Genomic DNA, 23,387 nt, shown 5'->3' with positions numbered 1-23,387 from the left:
TCGGCAAGCATAGCCCTTGGGGCGAAAGGGGCACCCTTCTGGTGCATCGCCCGGATTGCGGAACGCCCGAACCGCATCCGGCGGCCGTACTGGCCGCATCCTCGTCCCGGGCGTCCGGATCGGGCGCCCGTAGTCCGACAGGTCATGCCCTGCGAGGCCTCAGCGGCCCCAGCTGCGCACCGGACCGCAATCCATGTGCACGAAGTCCGAGCGCGAATAGCGCCCGACGCCGCCCGCATGGCAGGCGCTGGCGGCGCGCGCGATCTGGTCGACCGACCGGCTTTTCAGCCGGATATCGGCGGCCTGACCCTTCATGTGCAGCGAATTCTTGGCCACGCCCGACGAGCGCGAGCGCAGCATCGCGTTGGTCTCGGGGGTACGATAGCCCGACAGCAGCATGTAGGGTTCGTGAACGTCCATCAGGCTGTGCGCGGCCGCGAGGATGTCGAGATTGCGCAGGTCCATCGAGATCGCCGAATCCGTGCGCCAGTCGCGCATGAAATGGTTGATCTCCTTCACGACCTCGCCGATGTACTCGCCGTCGATCCAGTAGACCGTGTCGATGTTTTCGCCGGTCCGGCCGGAATACATCCGGACGCGTCGGACATCGCCGGCACCTCGGATCAGCCCGAAGGCGTTCGAATAGGTGGGTGCTGCCGCCACGGTCGTCGCCGCGAACGCCGCCAGCACGCCACGGCGCGTCAAGCAGTATTTGGGTGTCGTCATGTTTTCTCCGCCTGCCCCAGTCGATCCAATGCCGCGTTTTCGCGGCGTTTTTTTTGATCGAGCCCGTCTCCGGCGCCCTGCCACCCTATCTCACAACTCGGAGACCGGGCCAAGATTGGATTCGCCGGGGCCGCCCGAGATACCCAAAAACGGCAAGATCTTGCTCACTTTGCGAGCGTTCTCGGCCATTTCGCTCCGATGGGGCGGAACCGCCACGGTTAACCGGACGTTGACGCAACGGTGTCTAATAGCAGTGGACAGCGGGCGGCAATTGACCGATTGTTGGTTCCGTTCGCGCGACTGGAACTATCTGAACGGGAATGACTTAATGCCTTTGTCCCACCTCCGCGGGGCCGCCTTTGCCGGTCTCGTCGCCGCCTGCTTCGGGCTTGCGGCCCCGGCCCATGCCGAGACGGAACTGACAGCTTTCAAACAGGCGGTGGCCGCGGCTGCGGTGCAAAACGATGCCATTGCCGCGTTTTATCGGGACCGGGACTATGCCCCGTTCTGGACCTCGGCCGATGCCGCGGCCCGGCGCAGCGCGCTTCTGACAGTGCTGGGCGAAGCCTCCGAACAGGGCCTGCCGGCCGCGCGCTACGATCCCGCCCGCCTGGTCGAAACCTTCCGCGAGGCCCGGACCCAGCGCGCCATCGGCCGCGCCGAGGTCGCGGCGATGCGGATGTATCTGGACTATGCCCATGACGCCAGCCGGGGCGTGCTGACGCCCGGGGCCGTGCTGTCCGAGATCAAGCGCAAGGTCGACCGGCCCGCGCCCGCGGCGCTGATCGAGGGGCTGGCCACGGCGCCCTCGCCGCTGGCCTATCTGCGGGGGCTATCGCCGCAAAGCCCGGAATACGCCCGGCTGATGCGCGAGAAGATCCGCCTGGAACGGCTGATCGCCGAAGGCGGCTGGGGCCCCGAGGTCGGCGGCGGCGGCAAGATCGAGCCCGGCCAGTCCGGCCCGCGCGTGATCGCGCTCAGGAACCGGCTGATCGCGATGGGCTATCTGCCGCGCACCGCGACCCAGACCTATGACGCGACGCTGCAGAAGGCGGTGCAGGCGTTCCAGTTCGACCACGGTCTCAGCGCCGATGGCATCGCCGGGCCCAGCACCGTGCAGGAGCTCGACGTGCCGCCGGAACGTCGGCTGCGGTCGGTCCTCGTCGCGATGGAGCGCGAACGCTGGCTTGGCGACGTGCGCGGCGACAAGCACGTGCTGGTCAACATCGCCGATTTCCATGCCCGGATCGTCGACAAGGGCGAGGTCGTGTTCGAGACCCGGTCAGTCGTCGGCCAGAACGCGCATGATCGCCGCACGCCCGAATTCTCGGACGTGATGGATCACATGGTGGTCAACCCGACCTGGAACGTGCCGCGCTCGATCGCGGTCAAGGAATACCTGCCGCAGTTCAAGAACAATCCCAATGCCGCGGGCCATCTGATGCTGGTCGACGGGGCCGGGCGCGTGGTCACCCGCGCGGCGGTCGATTTCACCCAGTATACCGCCTCGAACTTCCCCTTCGACCTCAAGCAGCCGCCCTCGAACGGCAATGCGCTGGGGCGGGTGAAGTTCATGTTCCCGAACCCCTACAACATCTATCTGCACGACACGCCCTCGAAGTCGCTCTTCAACCGCGAGACCCGGGCCTTCAGCCATGGCTGCATCCGGCTCGGCGACCCCTACGACTTCGCCTATGCGCTGCTCGCGACCCAGACCGACGATCCCAAGGGGTTCTTCGCGGCCAAGCTGAACAGCGGCCGGGAAACCCGCGTCGATCTGGAACACCCGCTGCCGGTGCACCTGATCTACCGCACCGCGATGGGCGAGCCCAAGGGCCGGATGCAGTACCGCCGCGATGTCTACGGGCGCGATGCCGCCATTTTCGACGCGCTGCAGGCCGCCGGGGTGGCGCTGCCCGAGGTTCAGGGCTAGATCTCCGGCCAGAACAGGCAGGGGCGGCCCGCGAGGGGCGCTCCGGCCAACGGGCAGGAGACTATCATGAGCTTCACGATCCAGGAGATCGCAACCGCCCTCGGCGCCCCCGCCGAGGGCGATCTCGACGTCAGGGTGACCGGCGCGGCGGAACCGGCGACGGCACGGGCGCAGGATCTGGCGCTGGCGATGGACCCCAAATATGCGGGCGGTCTGGCCGAGGGCGGTGCCCAGGCGGCGCTGCTCTGGGCGGGGGCCGACTGGCGGGCAATGGGGCTGAAGGCCGCGATCTTCGCGCCGCGCCCGCGGCTTGCGATGGCCGGGCTGACCCGGATGATGGACCCCGGCCCCGAGATCGCGCCGGGCATCCATCCGACGGCGGTCGTCGATCCGACTGCGATGATCGGGGCAGGGGCCGCGATCGGGCCTTATGCGGTGATCGGCGCGCGGGCGCAGATCGGGGCCAATGCCCGGATCGCGGCGCATGCGGTGGTGGCCGAGGATGTCCGGATCGGCGATGACGCGCTTCTGATGTACGGCGTGCGCATCTGCGCCCGGGTGAAGATCGGCGACCGTTTCATCGCCCAGCCCGGCGCCACCGTCGGCGGCGACGGGTTTTCCTTCGTCACGCCCGAGAAATCGGCAGTCGAGGCGGTGCGCGAGACGCTGGGCGATGCCGGGGCGTCGCGCCAGCAGCATTATACCCGCATTCATTCGCTTGGATCGGTCACCATCGGCGACGATGTCGAGCTGGGCGCCAATTCGACCATCGACCGCGGCACCATCCGCGACACGCAGGTCGGGTCGGGCACCAAGATCGACAACCTCGTGCAGATCGGCCACAACTGCCAGATCGGCGAGGACTGCCTGCTGTGCGGGCTGGTCGGCGTCGCCGGATCGGCCCGGATCGGCAACCGCGTGGTGCTGGCCGGACAGGTCGGCGTCAACGACAACATCTTCGTCGGTGACGACGTGATCGCGGGCGGGGCGACCAAGATCTTTTCGAACGCACCGGCCGGACGGGTGCTGCTGGGCTACCCCGCGATGCGGATGGAAACCCATATCGAGGCCTACAAGGGCCTGCGCCGGTTGCCGCGTCTTTTCGCGCAGGTCGCAGAGCTGCAAAAAGCGGTTTCAAAGCTCGCCCAGAGAGACTAAACCGACGCTGATTCAGGGGCAGAAAGGCTTTTCATGTCTGAGAACGTCAAGGACAAGGTCATCGAGATCATCGCCGAGCAGGCGGTGCTGGAGCCTTCGGACGTGAAGATGGAGTCGACGCTGGAAGATCTGGGGATCGACAGCCTCGGCCTGGTCGAATCGATCTTCGCGATCGAGGAAGCCTTCGATATCCAGGTGCCCTTCAACGCCAACGAACCCACCGAAAGCGAATTCGACATTTCCTCGGTGGCGGCCATCGTGACGGCCGTCGAAAGCCTGGTCGCCGAAAAGCACGCATGAAGCGCGTCGTCATTACCGGCCAGGGCACGATCAACGCGCTTGGCCATTCGGTGCCCGAGACGCTGGCGGCCTTCCGCGAGGGCCGCTGCGGCATCGGGGAAATCGACATTCAGGACCTCGACCGGCTGTCGATCCGGATCGGCGGCCAGGTCCGGGGCTATGACCCCGAGGCGCATTTCAACCGCCAGCAGATCGCGCTTTACGACCGGTTCACCCAGTTCACCCTGCTGGCCGCGCGTCAGGCGGTGGGGCAGGCGGGGCTGACCTTTTCCGACGAGCTGTCGGAAGAGGCGGGGGTCGTGCTGGGCACCTCGGGCGGTGGCATGAACACGCTCGACGAGAATTACCGGTCGGTCTACGAAGAGGGCAAGAACCGCGTCCATCCCTTCGTCGTGCCCAAGCTGATGAACAACGCGGCCGCCAGCCACGTCTCGATGGCCTATAACCTGAAGGGGCCGAGCTTTACCGTGGCCACCGCCTGCGCCTCGTCGAACCACGCGATGGGTCAGGCCTTCCAGATGATCCGGTCGGGCATGTCCCGGGTGATGGTCACCGGCGGGTCTGAATCGATGCTGTGCTTTGGCGGCATCAAGGCCTGGGAAGGCCTCAGGGTCATGTCGCGGGACGCCTGCCGCCCGTTCAGCGCCAACCGCAACGGCATGGTGCAGGGTGAGGGCGCGGCGGTCTTCGTCTTCGAGGAATACGAGCATGCGCGCGCCCGCGGCGCCGAGATCCTCGCCGAGGTTATCGGCTTCGCCATGACTTCGGACGCCTCCGACATCGTGATGCCCTCGCGCCAGGGCGCGGCCCGGGCGATTGCCGGGGCGCTGCGCGACGCGCGGCTCGCGCCCGGCGATGTGGGCTATATCAATGCCCATGGCACCGGCACGGCGGCCAATGACAAGACCGAATGTGCGGCGGTGGCCGATGTCTTCGGCGCCCATGCCGACCGGCTGATGATTTCCTCGACCAAGTCGATGCATGGCCACCTGATCGGCGGCACCGGCGCGGTCGAGCTTCTGGCCTGCATCATGGCGCTCCGAGAGGGAGTCATTCCGCCGACCGTGGGCTATGAAGAGCCCGACCCGGAATGCGCGCTCGATGTCGTGCCGAACGAGGCGCGCGAGGCCGAGGTCGATGTGGTGCTGTCGAACGCCTTCGCCTTCGGCGGTCTCAACGCCGTGCTGGCCCTGCGCAAGGTTTGACGCCACCCGCGCGGGGCGACACAGGTCCGGACCAAAGCAAAACGCCGCCCTTCGGGGCGGCGTTTCTGTTTTGGGTCCTGGCCGGTGTGGGTCAGTTCTGGCCCGACATCGTCGACAGCGCGTCGTCGAAGGCCGCGGTGAAGCCCGCCAGAGACATGGTGATATTGGCCTTCTGGTCGGGCGCGACCAGCGGAACGATCACGACCTTGGCCTCCTTGCCGCCCTTGAACGCCGCAAGATCTTCGGCCGACAGGGCAAAGCGCGCGACGCAGGCCTGCGGCGTACAGAAGGAAAACCGATAGCGCTTGGCCTGGCTCGTATCGATCTGCACCAGCAGATCCTCGGACAGCAGGGTTTCCAGCGGGGTCGCGATCTCGACCGCCGCGACGCGCGGCGCGGCCGCGGGCGGCATCGGCGCGACCGAGACCTGGGCCACCGCATTGTTTTCAGCGTCGCGCAGCAATTGCTGCATGTTGCAGGATTCCCGCTCGTCCGCCTTGACGCAGACAACGCGCCAGTCCTTGTAGGTTTCCTTGACGAAGGCTTGCGGCGCCTTGGGCGCCTCGGCCTGGCCCATCGGCAATTGCTCGGCCGGCGTGCTGTCGACCTGGGCCGGGGTTCCGCTGGATTCGGGCTGGGTCGGGGCGTCCTGCGCCAGGGCCGGTGCCGCCAGCGCGGTCAGCATGGCCAGTCCCAGGGGGCCGAAAAACTCTCGCATCGTCGTGCCTGCCTTTCTTGGATGCTCGTCGGTGCCGGTCTACACCAGCCGCGCACGGCTGTCAGGGGGCAATCTGGGGCGCCGGCAACGCTTCGCCACGAATGGAAAAAGGGCCGCGTCGCGACCCTTTTCCCCGTGTTCTTGCTCCCTGTCGGACGGGCCGACCTTTTTGATGAAAGGAAGCTACGGAGTTTGCCGGAACGCGTCAACATGCAAAGAAAGTCCGCGATTCAACCTCAGGGAGATCAAAAAAAGGCCGCATCGCGAAGATGCGGCCAGTCCATCAGGGAGGAAGACCCGCCCGAGCGGAAGCCCGGAAAGCGGGATAGAAAGAAGCCTGACAGTCAAAAGTTAAATAAGTATTGTCAAATCGGCCTAAAATTTGCGGAGAATTACAAATGCCGGGCGATATCTTTCTGGGTGGCGCCGGGACGGACCATGCCGATCCGCAGATGTTGCGGCTCGACAAGGCCAACCGGCACGGGCTGATCGCCGGGGCGACCGGGACCGGAAAGACCGTCACCCTGCAGATCCTGGCCGAAGGGTTTTCCGCCGCCGGGGTGCCCGTGCTTCTTGCCGACGTCAAGGGCGATCTCTCGGGCCTCGGCGCGGCCGGAAGCCCGGCCTTCCGCCTGCATGACGCCTTCGTCGCCCGGGCCGCCCGGATCGGCCTCGGCGATTACGGCTACAGGGCCTTCCCGGTGACCTTCTGGGATGTCTTCGGCCGCCAGGGCCATCCGCTGCGCACCACCGTGGCCGAGCTCGGCCCCTTGCTGCTGTCCCGGCTGCTCGAACTGAACGAGGTTCAGGAGGGCGTGCTGACCCTGGCCTTCCGCGTCGCCGATGACGAGGCGCTGCCGGTCGTCGATCTCGAGGATCTGCGCGCGCTTCTGTCCTGGGTCGGCGCCCGGGCCGAGACGCTGTCGCTGCGCTACGGTCATGTCTCGGCGGCCTCGGTGGGCGCGATCCAGCGGCGGCTTCTGGTGCTCGAAAGCCAGGGCGGCGCGCATCTCTTCGGCGAACCGGCCTTGCAGCTTTCCGATCTGCTGCTCGCTGCCCCCGACGGGCGCGGGCGCATAAACATCCTCGCCGCCGAGGCGCTGATGACCGCTCCCCGGGTGTACGCCACGCTGCTGCTATTCCTCCTGTCGGAACTCTTCGAAACCCTGCCCGAAATCGGCGACCCCGAAAAACCCCGACTGGTGATGTTCTTCGACGAGGCGCATCTTCTGTTCGACGACGCCCCGAAGGCGCTGGTCGACCGGATCGAACAGGTGGCCCGGCTGATCCGCTCGAAAGGCGTGGGCGTCTATTTCGTCACCCAGTCCCCGGACGATCTGCCCGAGGATGTGCTGGGCCAGCTCGGCAACCGGGTACAGCACGCGCTGCGCGCCTTCACCGAACGCGACCGCCGCGCGCTGGCCCGCGCCGCCGAGACCTATCGCGACAATCCCGGGCTCGACATCGCAACCGCGATCCGCGAGGTCGGGACCGGCGAGGCGGTCACCTCGATGCTCGACGCCAAGGGGGCTCCCGGTCCCGCCCAGCGCACCCTGATCCGCCCGCCCGCCTCGCAGCTCGGCCCCCTCGACCCCGAGGCACGCGCGGCCCTGATCGCGGCCTCGCCGCTCGCGGGCCGCTACGACACCCCGCTCGACCGCGCCTCGGCCGCCGAGATGCTGGCCGCACGGACCGAAGAAATCGCCGCGCCGCCCGAGGCTCCCTCCGCCCGCCGCTATTCCGGCCCGCATTCCCCGGCCCGGTCTGTCCCGCGCGACGGTCCCCGCGCAGAAAGCCTCGGCGCGGCCCTCGGTCAGGCCCTGATCGACGAGCTGTCCGGCCCGACCGGACGCCGCCTGGTGCGCGGCCTTCTCGGCGGGCTCTTCCGCAGGCGGTGACGCGCCCCCCGTTTCTTCTTGGGAAAAATACCCCCGCCGGAGGCGCCGCGCCCCTGGGCGCGGCCCGGCCCAAGGCCGGACCAGCGGCGCCGCAGGCGCCGTGCAGGCCGGGGGCGGGAGCCGCCCGGTCAGCACTCTCAGAGCGGCCGGATCTTCAGCCGGGTGATCCGGTTGGCCTGCCGCTGCAGCACCTCGAACCGGAAGCCGTGGAACGAAAAGACCTGCCCCGGGGTCGGGATCGACTGGGCCTCGTGAATGACCAGCCCGGCGATGGTGTTGGCCTCCTCGTCGGGCAGGCTCCAGTCCATCGCCCGGTTCAGGTCGCGGATCGTCATCGCGCCGTCGACCAGGATCGCCCCGTCCTCGGTCCGGCGCAGCGGGCGCTCGCTGTCGATGTCGAACTCGTCGGTGATCTCGCCGACGATCTCCTCGAGGATATCCTCCAGCGTGATCAACCCGCGCAGCGCGCCATATTCGTCGACCACCATCGCGAAATGGGTATGGCGGCGCAGGAATTCGCGCATCTGGTCGTCAAGCGTCGTGGTGTCGGGCACGAAATAGGGCTTGCGCGCCACATCCAGCACCCGAAGCTCCGAGATTTTCTCGGGCGATCCGTCCGGCCCGCGCACCAGCCGCTCGACCGCGCGCAGAAGGTCCTTGGCATGGATCACGCCCACGATGTTCTCGGGGTCGTCCTTGTAGATCGGCAGCCGCGTATGCGAGCTTTCCAGACAGGTCATCAGGATCGTCTCGGGCGGCAGGTCGGCATCGATCACCTCGATCTGGGACCGGTGCAGCATGATCTCCTCGACCGTGCGCTCGCTCAGATCGAGCGCGCCGAGGATGCGGTCGCGATCCTCCTTCTCGACCACGCCTTCGGAATGGCCCAGCTGCAGCGCGCCCGCGATTTCGTCCCGGACCGCCATGATCTGGCTGTCGGGATCGGCCCGGACCCCGAACAGCGCCAGGATCTGGCGCACCAGCGCGCGAACGGCACTGACCACCGGCGACAGGATCAGGATGATCGGCCGGATCAGCGGCGAGACCCGCGAGGCGGCAAGTTCGGGATTGGTGATGGCATAGGTCTTGGGCAGCACCTCGGCGAAGACCAGCACCACCAGCGTCATCACCAGCGTCGCCAGCGCCACGCCGGAATCGCCGAAAAGCCGGGTGAACAGCGTGGTCGCCAGCGAGGTCGCGAGGATGTTGACGAAGTTGTTGCCCAGCAGCACCGAGCCGATCAGGCGCTCATTGTCTTCGGTGATGGTCAGTGCGGTCTCGGCGCCGCGTTCGCCCTTGTCGGCCCGGGCGCGAAGCTTGCCGCGCGAGGCGGCGGTGAGGGCGGTCTCCGATCCGGAAAAGAAGGCCGACAGCAGCAGCAGCCCGATTATGGCGGCGCTGGAAATGAAAAGGGCCGCGTCGGCGACCGTGGCGGGGCTGTCCATGGGTCTCTCTGTTCGGGACTGTCCGTCTGGTTATGGGGGCAGGGCGGCCCGCGATCAAGACGGTCCGGAGTCGCGCGCCAGCGGGTGATGCTCCAGAACCAGATCGCGCAGCCGGTCTTCCAGAACATGGGTGTAAATCTCGGTCGTCGAGACATCGGCATGGCCCAGAAGCGTCTGGATCGCCCGAAGATCGGCGCCGCCTGCCAGCAGATGGGTGGCGAAGGCATGGCGCAGCGTGTGCGGCGTGACCTTGGCCGGATCGATGCCGCCCGCGACGGAAAGCTCCTTGATCAGCACGTAAAAGCGGTGCCGCGTCAGATGGCCCGCCTTACCGCGCCCGGGAAAGAGATACCGGCTGGCGGGCAGGCCCTTGGCCCGGGCCGCCTCTTCGGCGGCGTCGCGCTCGGCGATCCAGGCGGCCAGCGCGGTGCGCGCCCCCGGGGTCAGCGGCACCATACGTTCCTTGCCGCCCTTGCCGCGCACCAGCAACATCCGCGGATCGCCCCGCGCCCCCGCCACCGGCAGCGTCACCAGCTCGCTGACCCGCATGCCCGTCGCGTACAGCACCTCCATCAGGCAGGCATTGCGCGTGGCATCGTGCGGGGTGCGGCCCGCGGCCTCGATCAGCCGCTCGACCTCGTCCGGGCTCAGCGTCTTCGGCAATCGCCGCGCCCGGCCGGGCCCGCGGATCTGCAGCGCCGGATTGTCGGACCGCCAGCCCTCTTCATAGGCAAAGCGGTAAAGCTGCTTGATCGCCGACAGCCGCCGCGCCCGCGTCGTCGCGGCCAGCCCCTCGGCTTCGCAGGCGATCAGATAGGCGGTGATCTCGGCCTCAGTGGCGGTTTCGAAGGCGCCGCCGCGCCGGTCCAGAAAGCCCGCGAAATCCTTCAGGTCGCGGCCATAGGCCAGCTGGGTATTGGCGGTCGCGTCCTGTTCGGCCGCCTTGGCCTCGAGAAAGGCCGAGATCCAGCGCGCGGCATCGGGGGTCATCCGCGCCGCTCCAGAAGCATCAGCTGCAGCGCCGATTGCCGCGCCACATCCTCCAGCCCCAGCTGCCGCAAAAGTCCAAGCCCCCGCGTCACATCCAGAATGTCGCCCTGCGCGCCATCGGTCACGAGGTCTATGGCGGCAAGGATCGCCTCGCCCAGCCGCTTTTCCTCGATCAGCCGCGACGGGCCTGACCCCAGCGCGGGCTGGTCGAACCCGTCCTGCAGCGCCGCGGCAAGCGATCCGAGCGGCGGCAGGCCTTGCAGATCGCCCCGCGCGATGCCGACCAGAAACGCCTCTTCGTTGGTCTGCGGCTCGCGGCTTCGGGCAATGTCTTCGTATTCGTCGCTCAGAAGCCCGATCCGGAAGGCCAGCGCCCCGGCCGGACCGCCAAGCTTCATCCGCGCCAGGCGGGGCCCGTACAGCTGGGCGAAGGGCACCTCCAGCTCGGCCGAGACCATCGCCGTCCAGGCCGGGTCGAGGGTATCTGTCACCGCCTCGGGGCCGCCCGACAGGAGCGCGAGATCGAAGGCCTGCAACGCCGCGACCCGGTCCCAAAGCCCGCCCGAGGCCGCGGGCTTGCGTTCGGTCCAGACCCCCAGAAGCTCGTTCGGGGCCAGCGCGCCGGTCCGGGCCAGCCGCTCGGCCGCCTCGATCCGGGCCTTCCAGCCGGCGGTCGAACGCATGTCGGCGCGCGCGAAGGCGACAGGCAGGGTGGTCGTGGACAGCGGCTCGCCGATCGCCTCGCGCATCCGGAAGATCAGCGGCGAGGGCCGGGTCGGCAGCGGCAGCGCGTCGCCCTCTTCGGCCAGCGCCGGGTCGAGGAACCGGGCCAGAAGCGCGTCCTCCTCGGGCTTGACGAAGCCAAGCGCCAGCCCGGTTTCCAGCGTCAGCGCGGCCGCGTTCCAGTCGCCGCCCCGCGCAAGACAGAAGATCCGCACCGGAAAGGTCGGCGCGATGCCGGGATTGGCGCGCATCGCCGAACAGGCGCGGTCCTCCTGCCCGGTCAGAAGCGAGATGTCGAACCAGCGCCGGAACAGCGAAGGCGCGGTCGGCCCGGCGCGTTCGACCAGCGCCTGCGCCTGATCGAGCGCGCCCAGATCCAGCAGCTTGTCGAGCCGCGCCAGCAAAAGCTGCCCGTCGGCCCCGCCGCCCGTTGGCGGATCGAGCTCGGCCAGCAGCAGCGTGACCAGCAGCTCCTGCACCGCGGGAAGGGTATCGACACGCTCGGCCCGGATCGCGCGCGCGATGGTCTGGGTCTCGCCCGGCCCCCAGAGATCGCGGGGCAACCCGGTGACCTGCGCGGGCAAAAGCCCGACCGCGTCGATCACGGTCGTGCCCAGCGGCACCACGGTGATGGGCTCGGCGCCGGGCACCGGGCTGATCGTCGCCGGGGGCTTTCGGGGGCCGGGGGCCGCCACCGAATCCGACAGCCAGTCGATGGCCGAAAGTGGACGCTCGGCCCATACGGGCGCGCCCGCCGCCAGCGCCGCGGCCAGCAGGATAAGTGTCGGCGCCCTAGTCGACATCGAGGGTGAGGCTTTGCGTCACCGTCTGCTGTTCGGGGTCCATGTCGCCCAGATAGGCGAAGCCCACCAGCCCGACGAATGCGATAAAAATGATGAAAACCAGTGCCTTGAGTAGTCGCACCATGCCGGTCTGCCTTTTTTGGTCTGCTCGCGCGTTTCCCGCCTTTGCCCGATTATAACTGGCATTCCTCCGGAGTTCACGCCATTCAGGGGCAGAAATCTGCGACGGTGGCGGGAGGTTGCCCAGGTGGGCGCGAAGTTGAAGAAAACGGTGGTTCTGGTCGGGTTGATGGGGGCGGGAAAGACGGCGGTCGGAACGGTCCTGGCGCGGCGGCTCGGGGTGCCGTTCCTCGATTCGGACGCCGAGATCGTGAAGGCCGCCGCCATGACGATTCCCGAGATCTTCGCCCGCGACGGCGAGGCCTTTTTCCGCGCCCGCGAGGCCGAGGTGATCGCCCGCCTGCTGCGCGCCGCGCCGGGGGTGCTGTCGACCGGCGGCGGGGCGTTTCTGGGCGAGGCCAACCGCGAGGCGATTTCGGGGCTCGGCGTGTCGGTCTGGCTCGATGCCGATCTGGACCTGCTGTGGCAGAGGGTGCGCCACAAGGACACCCGGCCGCTGCTGCGCACGCCCGACCCCTATGGCACGCTGGCCGAGCTCTACCATGCGCGGCGACCGTTCTACGCGATGGCCGATCTGGCCGTCCGCGCCGATCCGCGCTATTCGATCGAGGACATGGCCGGGCGCGTGATCGAGGCGCTGAAAACCCGGCCCGACGTGATGGAGGCGGCATGAGCGCGACGGTCGAGACGGTGCATGTGGCCCTGCCGGGGCGCGAGTACGACATCCGCATCGGCGAGGGGCTGCTGGCCCGGGCCGGGGCCGAGATCGGGCCGCTTCTGCGCCGCCCGCGCGTGGCGATCCTGACCGACGAGACGGTGGCCGCGCTGCATCTTGCGGCTTTCCGCGCGGGTCTTGGCGATATCGAGGCGCCGGCGCAGGCCCTGCCTGCGGGCGAGGCCACCAAGTGCTGGGCGCAGTTCGGCTGCGCCGTCGAATGGCTGATCGAGCAAAAGGTCGAGCGGCGCGATATCGTGGTGGCACTCGGCGGCGGGGTGATCGGCGATCTGGCGGGCTTTGCCGCCGCCGTGCTGCGGCGCGGCGTGCGCTTCGTGCAGGTGCCGACGACGCTGCTGGCGCAGGTCGACAGTTCCGTCGGGGGCAAGACCGGCATCAACTCGCCGCAGGGCAAGAACCTGATCGGCGCCTTTCACCAGCCCTCGCTGGTCCTGGCCGATACCGGCGTTCTGGGCACGCTGGCGCCGCGCGATTTCCTCGCGGGCTATGGCGAGGTGGTGAAATACGGGCTTCTGGGCGATGCCGCCTTCTTCGAGTGGCTCGAAGCACAGGGGCCGGCGCTGGCGGCAGGCGATGTGGCGGCGCGGATCGCGGCGGTGAAACGGTCCTGCGAGGCCAAGGCGCGGATCGTCGAGCGCGACGAGACCGAGCAGGGCGACCGTGCGCTTCTGAATCTTGGCCACACCTTCGGCCATGCGCTGGAGGCCGCGACCGGCTATTCCGACCGGCTGTTGCATGGCGAGGGGGTCGCCATCGGCTGTGCGCTGGCCTTCGAGCTGTCGGCACGGATGGGGCTTTGCGCGCAGGAAGACCCGAGCCGGGTGCGCGCGCATCTGGACGCGATGGGGATGAAGAAGGATCTGGCCGACATCCCGGGCGATCTGCCCGACGCGGACGGGCTGATCGCGCTGATGGCGCAGGACAAGAAGGTGCAGGACGGCAGGCTGCGCTTTATCCTCGCGCGCGGGATCGGCGAGGCTTTCGTGACCGCGGAGGCCGATCCGGCGCTGGTCAGGTCCATCCTTGCCGAGGCGCTGGCGGCGCGCTGATCAGCCGCCGCGCCGCGCCATGAAGGCAAGCCGCTCGAAGAGCTGCACGTCCTGTTCGTTCTTCAGCAGCGCGCCATGCAGCTTGGGCAGCGCCGAGCGGCCGTCCTTGCGCAGATCCTCGGGCCGCATGTCCTCGGCCAGCAACAGCTTGAGCCAGTCGAGCACTTCCGAGGTCGAGGGCCGCTTCTTCAGCCCGTCGGTCTCGCGGATCTCGTAGAACCGGGTCAGTGCGGCCTGCAGCAGGTCCTGCTTGATGCCCGGATGATGGACCTCGACGATCTTCTTCATCGTCTCGAGATCGGGGAAACGGATATAGTGGAAGAAACAGCGCCGCAAAAACGCGTCGGGCAATTCCTTTTCGTTGTTTGACGTAATTATGACAACCGGCCGTTCTTTTGCTTTCACCGTTTCGCCGGTCTCGTAGACGTGAAACTCCATGCGGTCGAGTTCCTGAAGCAGGTCGTTCGGAAATTCGATATCCGCCTTGTCGATTTCATCGATCAGCAGCACCACCTTGCGGGGCGCGGCGAAGGCCTGCCAGAGCTTGCCGCGGCGGATGTAGTTGGCGACGTCATGGACCCGTTCGTCGCCCAGCTGGCTGTCGCGCAGCCGACTCACCGCGTCGTATTCGTACAGCCCCTGCTGGGCCCGGGTCGTGGACTTGATGTGCCATTCCATGAGCGGCATGCCCAGAGATTGGGCAACCTGACGTGCGAGCTCGGTCTTGCCGGTTCCCGGTTCGCCCTTGACCAGCAACGGGCGTTCCAGCGTCACGGCGGCATTCACGGCCACGGTCAGGTCGTCTGCGGCGACATAGGCGTCGGTGGACCCGAATTTCATCGCAATTCCGCCTCTCAATCCATTGAAATCGGGGGCGACCATAGCGCCCCTTCACAAAGCTTCAAGCGCCATGTAAGGGACCACAAACCTCGTGACACGATACGGCGATTGGGCTACACGCGAGCCCAGGTGCGCCGGGGGAGAATGATTATGAAACAGGTTTCGCCCGGCCCAAAAGAGGGAGCAGGGATGAAAGCCGAAGTTTTCTTGCCCGACGATTATCGTCCCGCCGAGGACGAGCCGTTCATGAACGAGCGCCAGCTCGAATATTTTCGCCGCAAGCTCATTGCCTGGAAGAACGATCTTCTGAACGAAAGCCGCGAGACGCTCGAGGGCCTTCAGGATTCGAGCCGCAACATCCCCGACATTGCCGATCGCGCCAGCGAGGAAACCGACCGGGCTCTGGAATTGCGGACCCGGGACCGGCAGCGCAAGCTGGTGGCCAAGATCGACGCGGCGCTGCGGCGGATCGAGAATGGCGAATATGGCTATTGCGAGGAGACCGGCGAGCCGATTTCGCTGAAACGGCTCGATGCGCGTCCGATCGCGACCCTGAGCCTCGAGGCGCAGGAACGGCACGAGCGGCGCGAACGGGTGCATCGCGACGACTGACCGGGAGTGTATGGCCCGGTACCGGGCCAGCTTTTAAGAGGTGCCGGATGTTCCTGGGCAGCCGAAAGATCACTGTCCTCGGGGCCGGCATCGCGGGTCTCGCCGTCGCCACCGCACTGGCACGGCACGGGGCCGAGGTCGTGGTGCTGGAACGCGCCGACGCGATCCGCGAGGTCGGCGCGGGGCTGCAGATCAGTCCCAACGGGGTGGCGGTGCTGCGGGCGCTGGGTCTTGGCGAGGCGCTGGCCGCGACCTCGGGCCGGGGCAGTGCCGTCGTGTTGCGCGACTATCGCCACGGCGCGCGGGTGCTGCGGCTGGACCTGTCGCGCGGCGCCCGGGACTACTTCTTCGTGCATCGGGCCGATCTGATCGACATTCTGGCCGACGCCGCGCGCGCGGCCGGGGTGCAGATACGGCTTTTGCACGAGGTGACCGGGCTTTCGCTGGAGGGCGACCGGGCCGAGCTGATCACGGCGCAGGGCGCGCGGGCCAGCAGCGATCTGCTGATCGGGGCCGACGGGTTGCATTCGGTGGTGCGCGCGGCGCTGAACGGGCAGGTCACCCCCCGCTTTACCGGCCAGGTCGCCTGGCGCGCGCTGGTGCCTGCCCGGGGCAAGGTGGCGCCGGTGGCCAATGTGCATATGGGGCCGGGCAAGCATCTGGTGCATTATCCGCTGCGCGGCGGCGACATGATCAACATCGTGGCGGTGGAAGAGCGCGAGGCCTGGGTCGAGGAAGGCTGGAACCGGACCGGCGACCCGGACGCGATGCGGCGGGTCTTTGCGGATTTCGGCGGCGAGGTGCCGCGTCTGCTGGACCAGGTGCACAGCGTCAATCTCTGGGGCCTGTTCCGGCATCCGGTGGCCGATGTCTGGTATCGCGGCCCGGCCGCGATCCTGGGCGACGCGGCGCATCCGACCCTTCCGTTCCTGGCGCAGGGCGCCAACATGGCACTGGAGGATGCCTGGGTGCTGGCTGCGGCGCTGGCCCGGCATGCAACCCCCGAGGCGGCCTTTGCCGCCTATCGGGCCGAGCGGCGCCCGCGCACCGCGCGCATCGTCGAGATGGCCAGCCGGAACGCGCGCAACTATCACCTGAGGTTCCCGCCGCTGCGGTTGGCGGCACAGACCGCCTTGCGGCTGGGCGGCGTTCTGGCGCCGGGCGCGGCGCTCAGGCGGTTCGACTGGCTTTACGGCTACGACGCAGCGGCGCGCTATCCGGTGGCGCCGGTCTGAGCGGGCGTTGAGGGGGGGGCGCTCCCGCCCCCGGGACGGCGCGGCAAAGCCGCTTGCCCGGGCTTGGGCCCGGCCGCGGGCCAGGGCCCGCGGCGGTCGGCCTTCGGCAGGCGCGGGAGCCGCGCGGCTCAGGCGTCGAGGTCGATCCAGACCGGCACGTGATCCGAGGGTTTTTCGCCGGCGCGAACGCCGCTTTCGATCCGGCAGTCGGTCATCAGGTCGGCGGCCTGCGGCGTCAACAGCATGTGGTCGATCCGGATGCCGTCGTTTCTGTCCCAGGCGCCGCCCTGATAGTCCCAGAACGAATAATGGCCTGGCCCCTGCACCCGGGCACGGAACGCTTCGGTAAAGCCGAGGTTCAGGACCCTGCGGAACGCCGCGCGGGTCCGGGGCAGGGCCAGCGCGTCCTTCGCCCAGGCCTCGGGCCGGGCGGCATCCTCGTCCTGCGGGATCACGTTGTAGTCGCCCGCCATCACCGCGGGTTCCTCGGCGGCCAGCAGCTCGCGGGCGCGGGCCTCGAGCCGGGCCATCCAGGCCAGCTTGTAGTCGTATTTCGGGCCGGGCGCCGGATTGCCGTTGGGCAGGTAGAGCCCGCAGATCCGGACCGCGCGGCGGCCCGTGACGGTCGCCTCGATCCAGCGGGCCTGGGCGTCCTCGTCATCGCCCGGAAGCCCGCGCCGGACGTCCTCCAGCGGGAATTTCGACAGGATCGCGACCCCGTTGAACCCCTTCTGGCCGTAGGTTTCCAGATTGTAGCCGCGATCCTCGAAGGGCTCGCGCGGGAAAGCCTCGTCGACCGACTTGATTTCCTGCAGCACGGCGACATCCGGCGCCGCGGCGTCGAGCCAGTCGAGAACGGCCGGAAGCCGCGCCTTGACGCCGTTGATGTTGAAACTTGCGATCTGCATCGGAGGCTCCGTTTGCGCTGCCCTGCGACTATCCCCGGACGGGCCGGGACTGTCCATGCGAAAGCGGCCCGGGTCCGGGCCGGCCTTTCGACAGGGCGTCCCGGGTCAGGGAATGATGCGCGTGTATTTGGTGCCTTCGAGCGTCGCGCCGAAGATCAGCCCGGCCTGACCGAAGACGATGGCGATGATCGGATCGAGCGCGGTGATGGTATCGGCCGAGACCATGCCGCCGTCGTTCGTCACCGCATATTCCAGATCGGCCCCGGCCGACCAGCCCGAGCCCGAGCGGAACTGCCGGAGCGCCTCGGGGGTCATGAAGAACAGCGCATGGGCGTATTGCTGGGCGCCGATCTGCAACCCGAAGCTCGCCTGCGTGGCCGAGTAGTAATCGACCGTCACGTCGTTGATGCGCAGCGCGCCGCGCCCGTAGGCGCCGCCGACCCAGAGCCCGGCCTTGGTGATCAGCGGCATCCAGAGGATGCCCTGGGCCTTTTGCGACAGCTCTCGGGTCGCCGGGTAATGGGCGAAAAGATAGTTGCGGGTGCTATCGACGCGCGCGTCGAGTTCGCTTGCCCCGCTGCTGCCCACGCCATTGCCGCAGGCCGCCAGAGTCGCCGCCGCCCCGGTCGCACCGATAAAGCCGCGCCGCGAGATCAGGTGGGAGGTCTTGTCCTTGAACATTGCTCTCATGCCCCATGCTGTTGTGGCCTTGGCGGCCTTTGGCGCAAACTATAGACAGCCCCGCCGGGACTGTCACCAAGCTTGACGGCAGCAGGAGGCAATTCCTTGCCAGACCTGCACCCGCCGACCAGAGCCACGGGCACAGGCTTCGGGGCCCGGCTTAGCGGGCGTTCAGGATCTTCGCCGCGGCGGGCGCGAAATAGGTCAGGATGCCGTCGCAGCCCGCGCGTTTGAACGCCATCAGGCTTTCCATCATCACCTTGTCATGGTCGAGCCAGCCGTTCTGGACCGCCGCCATCAGCATCGCGTATTCGCCGGACACCTGATAGGCATAGGTGGGCACGCCGAATTCGGTCTTCACCCGGCGGCAGATGTCGAGATAGGGCATGCCGGGTTTCACCATGACCATGTCGGCGCCTTCCATCAGGTCGCGCTCGATCAGCCGCACCGCCTCGTCGGTATTGGCCGGGTCCATCTGATAGGTCTTCTTGTCGCCCGTCAGCGCCCCCGAGGCGCCAACCGCATCGCGGAACGGACCGTAAAAGGCCGAGGCGTATTTCGCCGAATAGGACATGATGGTCACGTCGGAATGGCCGTTTTCCTCGAGTGCTGTGCGGATCGCGCCGATCCGGCCATCCATCATGTCCGAGGGCCCCAGGATATCCGCGCCTGCCTCGGCCTGCGCGAGTGCCATCTTGACCAGCGCCTCGACGGTTTCGTCGTTCACGATCACGCCGTCCCGCACGATGCCGTCATGGCCGTTCGAATTGTAGGGGTCGAGCGCGATATCGGTCATCACCGCGATTTCGGGCACCTCGGCCTTGATCGCGCGGATCAGCCGGTTCGACAGGTTGTCGGGGTTCCAGGCCTCTTCGCAAAGCTCGGTCTTCAGCGAAACGTCGGTATAGGGGAAGATGCAGACCGCCGGGATGCCCAGCGCGGCCGCCTCCTTGACCGCCGCGACCGACAGATCGACCGATCGCCGCATGACACCCGGCATCGAGGGCACCGGCTCTTCGACGCCCTCGCCCGCGCGCACGAAGATCGGCCAGATCAGGTCGCCCACCGACAGCGTGGTCTCGCTGGTCAGCGCACGCAGCGCCGCGGTGCGGCGGGTGCGGCGCAGGCGCGTGGTCGGGAAGGGGGCAACGGTCGGGCGCATGGCAAGGGCTCCTTCAACATTTTCTGCGACTGCGTTACACCCAACCGGGCCCCTCTTAAAGGGCGGGAATCGTCCCAGGCCTTCGCACAGAGGAAAGGCGCGCCAGGTGGATCTGTACGGCAAAGTCTTCGACCTGATCGACATGCGGTCCTTCTCGAACCTGTGGTACTGGATCGCGCTGGCGGTGCTGTGGTCGACCTCCAGCCACTGGGTGCTGGGCGTGCCCTTCGACCTGATCCAGCGGGCGCGCCGCCGGGGCGGGCAGGCGGCCGAGGATGTGGCGACGCTGGTGGGCGTGAACGCGCGGCGCTATCTTTACATCGCCTCCGAGGCCGGGCTCTGGATCGCCGCCTTCACCGGCTTCGCGCTGGCGGCGCTGGCGGTGCTGGGCTTCGGCTACGGGGTCGAATTCTGCCAGGCGGTATTTCTGCTGGTCGCGCCGACGACGCTGGTCGGGCTCTGGTCGGTGCGGACCGCGCGCCGCTATGCCGAACGCGCGCCCTCGGGCGAGGCGCTGTACCGGATGCTGCGCTGGCACCGTCTGGGGGTGCAGGCGATGGGCATCGTCTCGGTCTTCGTCACCGCGATGTGGGGCATGTGGATGAACATGGTGGTCACCGGGCTTTGACCGTCGCCCCCGGCTTCGGGCGGGTTGCGGTTGACACCGGCCGCGCCGCACGTATCTGAACCTCCCCATGGAAGATCCGCGTCACATCACCGCCGGCGGTGCCCCCGAAGGGTTCGATGCCCGGCTTCTGGCCCGCGAGCTGACCCGCAGCGGCCGGCCCATCATCCATGTCGCCCGCGACGACAAGCGGCTGGCGGCGATGCGCGCGGCGCTGACCTTCTTCGCGCCCGAGGCGGTGGTGCTGGACTTCCCGGCCTGGGACTGTCTGCCCTATGACCGGATCTCGCCCAATGCCGATGTCGAGGCGGCACGGATGGCGACGCTGGCCACGCTGGCCGCGGGGCTTTCGGGCCCCTTCATCCTGCTGACGACGCTTGGCGCCGCGACCCAGCGCGTGCCCGCGCGCGAGGTGCTTCAGGGCGCCTCCTTCACCGCGCGGGTCGGCATGCAGATCGACGAGGCGGCGCTGAGGGCCTTCCTGGTCCGCATGGGCTTCACCCAGGCGCCGACGGTGATGGAACCCGGCGACTACGCGATCCGGGGCGGGATCGTCGATATCTACCCGCCGGGCGAGGCCGGGCCGGTGCGGCTCGATCTCTTCGGCGACGTGCTGGACGGGGCGCGCCGTTTCGATCCGGCGACCCAGCGCACCACCGAGAAACTGAAATCGGTCGAACTGGCGCCCGTGTCCGAGGTCATCCTCGACGAGGCCGCGATCACCCGCTTCCGACAGAATTACCGGATCGAGTTCGGCGCGGCGGGTACCGACGACCCGCTTTACGAGGCGGTCAGCGCCGGGCGCAAGCATGCCGGGGCCGAGCATTGGCTGCCCTTCTTCCACGACCGGCTGGAAACGATCTTCGACTATCTGCCCGAGGCCGCGATCTATCTTGACGATCAGGTCACGCCCGCGCGGTTGTCGCGCTGGGAGACCATCGAGGATCAGTACCAGACCCGGCGCGAGGCGATGGCGCAGAAGGGCCGGATCGACACCGTCTACAAGCCCTGTCCGCCGGGGCTGATGTATCTGGACGACACCGCCTGGGAGGCGGCCGTGGCGGGCCACCGGGTGGTGCAGCTGGCGCCGTTGCAGCAGGGGCTGGGGCCGGGCGTCATCGATGCGGGCGGCCGCATCGGGCGCAATTTCGCGCCCGAGCGAAAGCTGGAACAGGTCAGCCTTTTCAGGGCCTTGAAGGACCATATTCAGACCCGGCGCGAAGAGGGCGCGGTGGTCGTCGCCTCCTATTCCGAAGGTGCGCGCGAACGGTTGCAGGGCCTTCTCGAGGATGAGGGGCTGACCGAGGCCACGCTGATCTCGGACATTCGCGAGGTGGCCGAGGGGCGCGGGCTCTATCTGACGGTCTGGGCGCTGGAACATGGCTTCGAGGGGCCGGGCCTGACCGTCATTTCGGAACAGGACGTGCTGGGCGAACGCCTGATCCGCGGCCCGAAGAAACGCCGCCGGGCCGAGAATTTCCTGACCGAGACCCAGTCGCTGTCGCCCGGCGATCTGGTCGTGCATGTCGAACACGGGGTCGGGCGCTATACCGGGCTCGAAACCATCGCCGCGGCCGGTGCGCCGCATGAATGCCTGGCCCTCGAATACGCGGGCGGCGACCGTCTGTATCTGCCGGTCGAGAATATCGAGCTTCTCAGCCGCTACGGCCATGACGAGGGGCTTCTGGACAAGCTGGGCGGCGGCGCCTGGCAGGCCAAGAAGGCCAAGCTCAAGGAACGTATCCGCGAGATGGCCGACAAGCTGATCCGGGTGGCGGCCGAGCGCGTGCTGCGCCATGCCCCGATCCTGGAGCCCGGTCATCACATGTGGGAGGCGTTCTCGGCGCGTTTCCCCTATCAGGAGACCGACGACCAGCTGGCCGCCATCGAGGATGTGCTGACCGACATGGCCTCGGGCACGCCGATGGACCGGCTGATCTGCGGCGATGTGGGCTTCGGCAAGACCGAGGTCGCGATGCGTGCGGCTTTCGTCGCGGCGATGTCGGGGGTACAGGTTGCGGTTGTGGCGCCGACCACGCTGCTGGCGCGCCAGCATGCCAAGGGCTTTGCCGAACGGTTCCGGGGCTTTCCGGTCGAGGTGCGGCAGCTCTCGCGCTTCGTGCCCGCCAAGGAGGCGGCTGCAACGCGGGCTGGGCTGGCCGAGGGCACGGTCGATATCTGCATCGGCACCCATGCGTTGCTGGCCAAGGGCGTCCGGTTCCGCAATCTGGGCCTGCTGATCATCGACGAGGAACAGCATTTCGGCGTCGCCCACAAGGAACGGCTGAAACAGATGCGGTCCGACGTACACGTCCTGACCCTGACCGCGACGCCGATTCCGCGCACCCTGCAGATGAGCCTGACCGGGGTGCGCGATCTGTCGATCATCGGCACGCCGCCCGTCGACCGGCTGTCGATCCGGACCTATGTCAGCGAATTCGATACGGTCACCGTCCGCGAGGCGCTGTTGCGCGAACATTATCGCGGCGGGCAGAGCTTCTTCGTGGTGCCGCGCGTCAAGGACCTGCCCGAGATGGAGCATTTCCTGCGCGAACAGGTGCCCGAGGTCAGTTTCATCACCGCCCATGGCCAGCTGGCGGCGGGCGATCTCGACGAGCGGATGAACGCCTTCTACGACGGCAAGTACGATGTCCTGCTGGCCACGACCATCGTCGAATCCGGGCTCGACATCCCGACCGCCAACACCATGATCGTGCACCGCGCCGACATGTTCGGGCTGGCCCAGCTGTACCAGATCCGGGGCCGGGTCGGGCGCTCGAAGGCGCGGGCCTATGCCTATCTGACGACGAAGCCCCGCGCGCCGCTGACGCCGCAGGCGCAGAAACGGCTGCGCGTGCTGGGCTCGCTCGACACGCTGGGGGCGGGCTTCACGCTGGCCTCCCAGGATCTCGACATCCGCGGCGCGGGCAACCTGATCGGCGAGGAACAGTCGGGCCATGTCCGCGAGGTCGGCTTCGAGCTGTACCAGTCGATGCTGGAAGAGGCGATCGCCCGCATCAAATCGGGCGAGCTGGAAGGGATTTCGGATACCGACAGCGGCTGGTCGCCCCAGATCAATCTGGGCGTGCCGGTGCTGATCCCGGACGATTACGTCCCCGATCTGGACGTGCGGCTGGGGCTTTACCGGCGGCTCTCGACGCTGACGACCAAGGTCGAACTGGAGGGCTTTGCCGCCGAGCTGATCGACCGCTTCGGCAAGCTGCCGAAAGAGGTCAACACGCTGCTGCTGGTGGTCCGCATCAAGGCGATGTGCAAGGCTGCGGGCATCGCCCGGCTCGATGGCGGGCCGAAGGGCGCGACCGTGCAGTTTCACAACCACAAGTTCGCCAATCCGGCCGGGCTTGTGGCCTTCATCCAGGACCAGCAGGGGCTGGCCAAGGTCAAGGACAACAAGATCATCCTGCGCCGCGACTGGAAGAAGGACAGCGACAAGATCAAGGGCGCCTTCGCCATCGCCCGCGATCTGGCCGAGAAGGTGCGCGAGACCGCCTGAAGGGGG

At 67.9% G+C, this 23,387-nt stretch carries 21 protein-coding genes; 11 read left to right on the top strand and 10 right to left on the bottom strand.

Features of this window, described 5'->3' with window-relative positions; all coding sequences use genetic code 11:
• Nucleotides 1-159: 159 nt before the first annotated feature.
• The gene (mepK, locus tag BYZ73_RS00920) at nt 160-726 is read right to left on the bottom strand and encodes a peptidoglycan L,D-endopeptidase MepK (RefSeq protein WP_108023494.1); all 567 of its coding nucleotides are present in this window, start codon (nt 724-726) and stop codon (nt 160-162) included.
• 328 nt (nt 727-1,054) lie between these two features.
• On the opposite strand from mepK, the gene BYZ73_RS00915 reads away from it, so the two are divergent.
• From BYZ73_RS00915 to BYZ73_RS00900, 4 genes are all read left to right on the top strand, one after another.
• Nucleotides 1,055-2,659 carry a L,D-transpeptidase family protein gene (locus BYZ73_RS00915; protein WP_112314538.1) on the top strand — a complete coding sequence of 535 codons (1,605 nt, stop codon included), beginning with the start codon at nt 1,055-1,057 and terminating at the stop codon, nt 2,657-2,659.
• Between the two features lie 66 nt (nt 2,660-2,725).
• Nucleotides 2,726-3,817: a UDP-3-O-(3-hydroxymyristoyl)glucosamine N-acyltransferase gene (gene lpxD / locus BYZ73_RS00910; protein WP_108023490.1), complete on the top strand. Its 1,092-nt coding sequence runs from the start codon at nt 2,726-2,728 to the stop codon at nt 3,815-3,817.
• A 33-nt stretch (nt 3,818-3,850) separates the two neighbouring features.
• A complete protein-coding gene (locus BYZ73_RS00905) occupies nt 3,851-4,117 on the top strand; it encodes an acyl carrier protein (RefSeq protein WP_075786013.1) in 267 nt (88 codons plus the stop codon).
• A complete protein-coding gene (locus BYZ73_RS00900) occupies nt 4,114-5,322 on the top strand; it encodes a beta-ketoacyl-[acyl-carrier-protein] synthase family protein (protein ID WP_112314537.1) in 1,209 nt (402 codons plus the stop codon). Before BYZ73_RS00905 ends, BYZ73_RS00900 begins: the two co-directional genes overlap by 4 nt.
• 91 nt (nt 5,323-5,413) lie before the next feature.
• On the opposite strand, the gene BYZ73_RS00895 is transcribed toward BYZ73_RS00900, so the two are convergent.
• Nucleotides 5,414-6,040: an invasion associated locus B family protein gene (locus tag BYZ73_RS00895; RefSeq protein ID WP_108023486.1), complete on the bottom strand. Its 627-nt coding sequence runs from the start codon at nt 6,038-6,040 to the stop codon at nt 5,414-5,416.
• A 398-nt stretch (nt 6,041-6,438) separates the two neighbouring features.
• Here BYZ73_RS00895 and BYZ73_RS00890 point away from each other — a divergent pair, with 398 nt between their 5' ends.
• Nucleotides 6,439-7,938, top strand: a complete 1,500-nt coding sequence (locus tag BYZ73_RS00890; protein ID WP_112314536.1) for a helicase HerA-like domain-containing protein — start codon at nt 6,439-6,441, stop codon at nt 7,936-7,938.
• Nucleotides 7,939-8,075: 137 nt separating this feature from the next.
• Here BYZ73_RS00890 and BYZ73_RS00885 read toward each other — a convergent pair whose 3' ends face one another.
• The 4 genes from BYZ73_RS00885 to BYZ73_RS23970 are packed head-to-tail and all read right to left on the bottom strand — an operon-like array spanning nt 8,076 to nt 12,023.
• Nucleotides 8,076-9,383 carry an HlyC/CorC family transporter gene (locus BYZ73_RS00885; protein WP_112314535.1) on the bottom strand — a complete coding sequence of 436 codons (1,308 nt, stop codon included), beginning with the start codon at nt 9,381-9,383 and terminating at the stop codon, nt 8,076-8,078.
• A gap of 54 nt (nt 9,384-9,437) precedes the next feature.
• On the bottom strand, nt 9,438-10,373 hold the full coding sequence (locus tag BYZ73_RS00880; protein ID WP_112314534.1) for a site-specific tyrosine recombinase XerD: 936 nt from the start codon (nt 10,371-10,373) through the stop codon (nt 9,438-9,440).
• Nucleotides 10,370-11,899 carry a hypothetical protein gene (locus BYZ73_RS00875; RefSeq protein WP_112314533.1) on the bottom strand — a complete coding sequence of 510 codons (1,530 nt, stop codon included), beginning with the start codon at nt 11,897-11,899 and terminating at the stop codon, nt 10,370-10,372. The genes BYZ73_RS00880 and BYZ73_RS00875 overlap by 4 nt, the downstream gene beginning before the upstream one ends.
• On the bottom strand, nt 11,889-12,023 hold the full coding sequence (locus tag BYZ73_RS23970; RefSeq protein ID WP_281269456.1) for a hypothetical protein: 135 nt from the start codon (nt 12,021-12,023) through the stop codon (nt 11,889-11,891). The genes BYZ73_RS00875 and BYZ73_RS23970 overlap by 11 nt, the downstream gene beginning before the upstream one ends.
• A gap of 123 nt (nt 12,024-12,146) precedes the next feature.
• Between BYZ73_RS23970 and BYZ73_RS00870 the strand changes: the two genes are divergently transcribed.
• Together BYZ73_RS00870 and aroB are read left to right on the top strand one after the other, a co-directional pair.
• Nucleotides 12,147-12,692 carry a shikimate kinase gene (locus BYZ73_RS00870; RefSeq protein WP_108023476.1) on the top strand — a complete coding sequence of 182 codons (546 nt, stop codon included), beginning with the start codon at nt 12,147-12,149 and terminating at the stop codon, nt 12,690-12,692.
• Entirely contained in the window at nt 12,689-13,804 is a 1,116-nt protein-coding gene (aroB, locus tag BYZ73_RS00865) for a 3-dehydroquinate synthase (protein ID WP_112314532.1), read from the top strand. Before BYZ73_RS00870 ends, aroB begins: the two co-directional genes overlap by 4 nt.
• Here aroB and BYZ73_RS00860 read toward each other — a convergent pair whose 3' ends face one another.
• The gene (locus BYZ73_RS00860) at nt 13,805-14,644 is read right to left on the bottom strand and encodes an AAA family ATPase (protein ID WP_112314531.1); all 840 of its coding nucleotides are present in this window, start codon (nt 14,642-14,644) and stop codon (nt 13,805-13,807) included.
• Nucleotides 14,645-14,833: 189 nt separating this feature from the next.
• Between BYZ73_RS00860 and dksA the strand changes: the two genes are divergently transcribed.
• On the top strand, nt 14,834-15,256 hold the full coding sequence (gene dksA / locus BYZ73_RS00855; protein WP_108023470.1) for an RNA polymerase-binding protein DksA: 423 nt from the start codon (nt 14,834-14,836) through the stop codon (nt 15,254-15,256).
• Nucleotides 15,257-15,303: 47 nt separating this feature from the next.
• Nucleotides 15,304-16,491, top strand: coding sequence for an FAD-dependent monooxygenase (locus BYZ73_RS00850; protein WP_108023468.1), 1,188 nt, complete (start codon nt 15,304-15,306; stop codon nt 16,489-16,491).
• A gap of 128 nt (nt 16,492-16,619) precedes the next feature.
• On the opposite strand, the gene xth is transcribed toward BYZ73_RS00850, so the two are convergent.
• From xth to hemB, 3 genes are all read right to left on the bottom strand, one after another.
• Nucleotides 16,620-17,399 carry an exodeoxyribonuclease III gene (gene xth, locus BYZ73_RS00845; protein WP_112314530.1) on the bottom strand — a complete coding sequence of 260 codons (780 nt, stop codon included), beginning with the start codon at nt 17,397-17,399 and terminating at the stop codon, nt 16,620-16,622.
• Nucleotides 17,400-17,504: 105 nt separating this feature from the next.
• Nucleotides 17,505-18,089, bottom strand: a complete 585-nt coding sequence (locus BYZ73_RS00840) for a lipid-binding SYLF domain-containing protein (protein ID WP_245895476.1) — start codon at nt 18,087-18,089, stop codon at nt 17,505-17,507.
• Nucleotides 18,090-18,240: 151 nt separating this feature from the next.
• Nucleotides 18,241-19,242 (bottom strand): porphobilinogen synthase, encoded by a 1,002-nt coding sequence (gene hemB / locus BYZ73_RS00835; protein WP_112314529.1) that lies wholly within the window; start codon nt 19,240-19,242, stop codon nt 18,241-18,243.
• A 106-nt stretch (nt 19,243-19,348) separates the two neighbouring features.
• Here hemB and BYZ73_RS00830 point away from each other — a divergent pair, with 106 nt between their 5' ends.
• The gene (locus BYZ73_RS00830; RefSeq protein WP_112314528.1) at nt 19,349-19,870 is read left to right on the top strand and encodes a component of SufBCD complex; all 522 of its coding nucleotides are present in this window, start codon (nt 19,349-19,351) and stop codon (nt 19,868-19,870) included.
• A 67-nt stretch (nt 19,871-19,937) separates the two neighbouring features.
• The gene (mfd, locus tag BYZ73_RS00825; RefSeq protein ID WP_112314527.1) at nt 19,938-23,381 is read left to right on the top strand and encodes a transcription-repair coupling factor; all 3,444 of its coding nucleotides are present in this window, start codon (nt 19,938-19,940) and stop codon (nt 23,379-23,381) included.
• Nucleotides 23,382-23,387 lie beyond the last annotated feature (6 nt).

The organism is Rhodovulum viride (assembly GCF_003265965.1).
GTDB classification, from domain to species: Bacteria; Pseudomonadota; Alphaproteobacteria; order Rhodobacterales; family Rhodobacteraceae; genus Rhodovulum; species Rhodovulum kholense.
The sequence above is the reverse complement of the archived record's forward strand: the minus strand, read 5'-3'. Positions and strand labels throughout refer to the sequence as shown.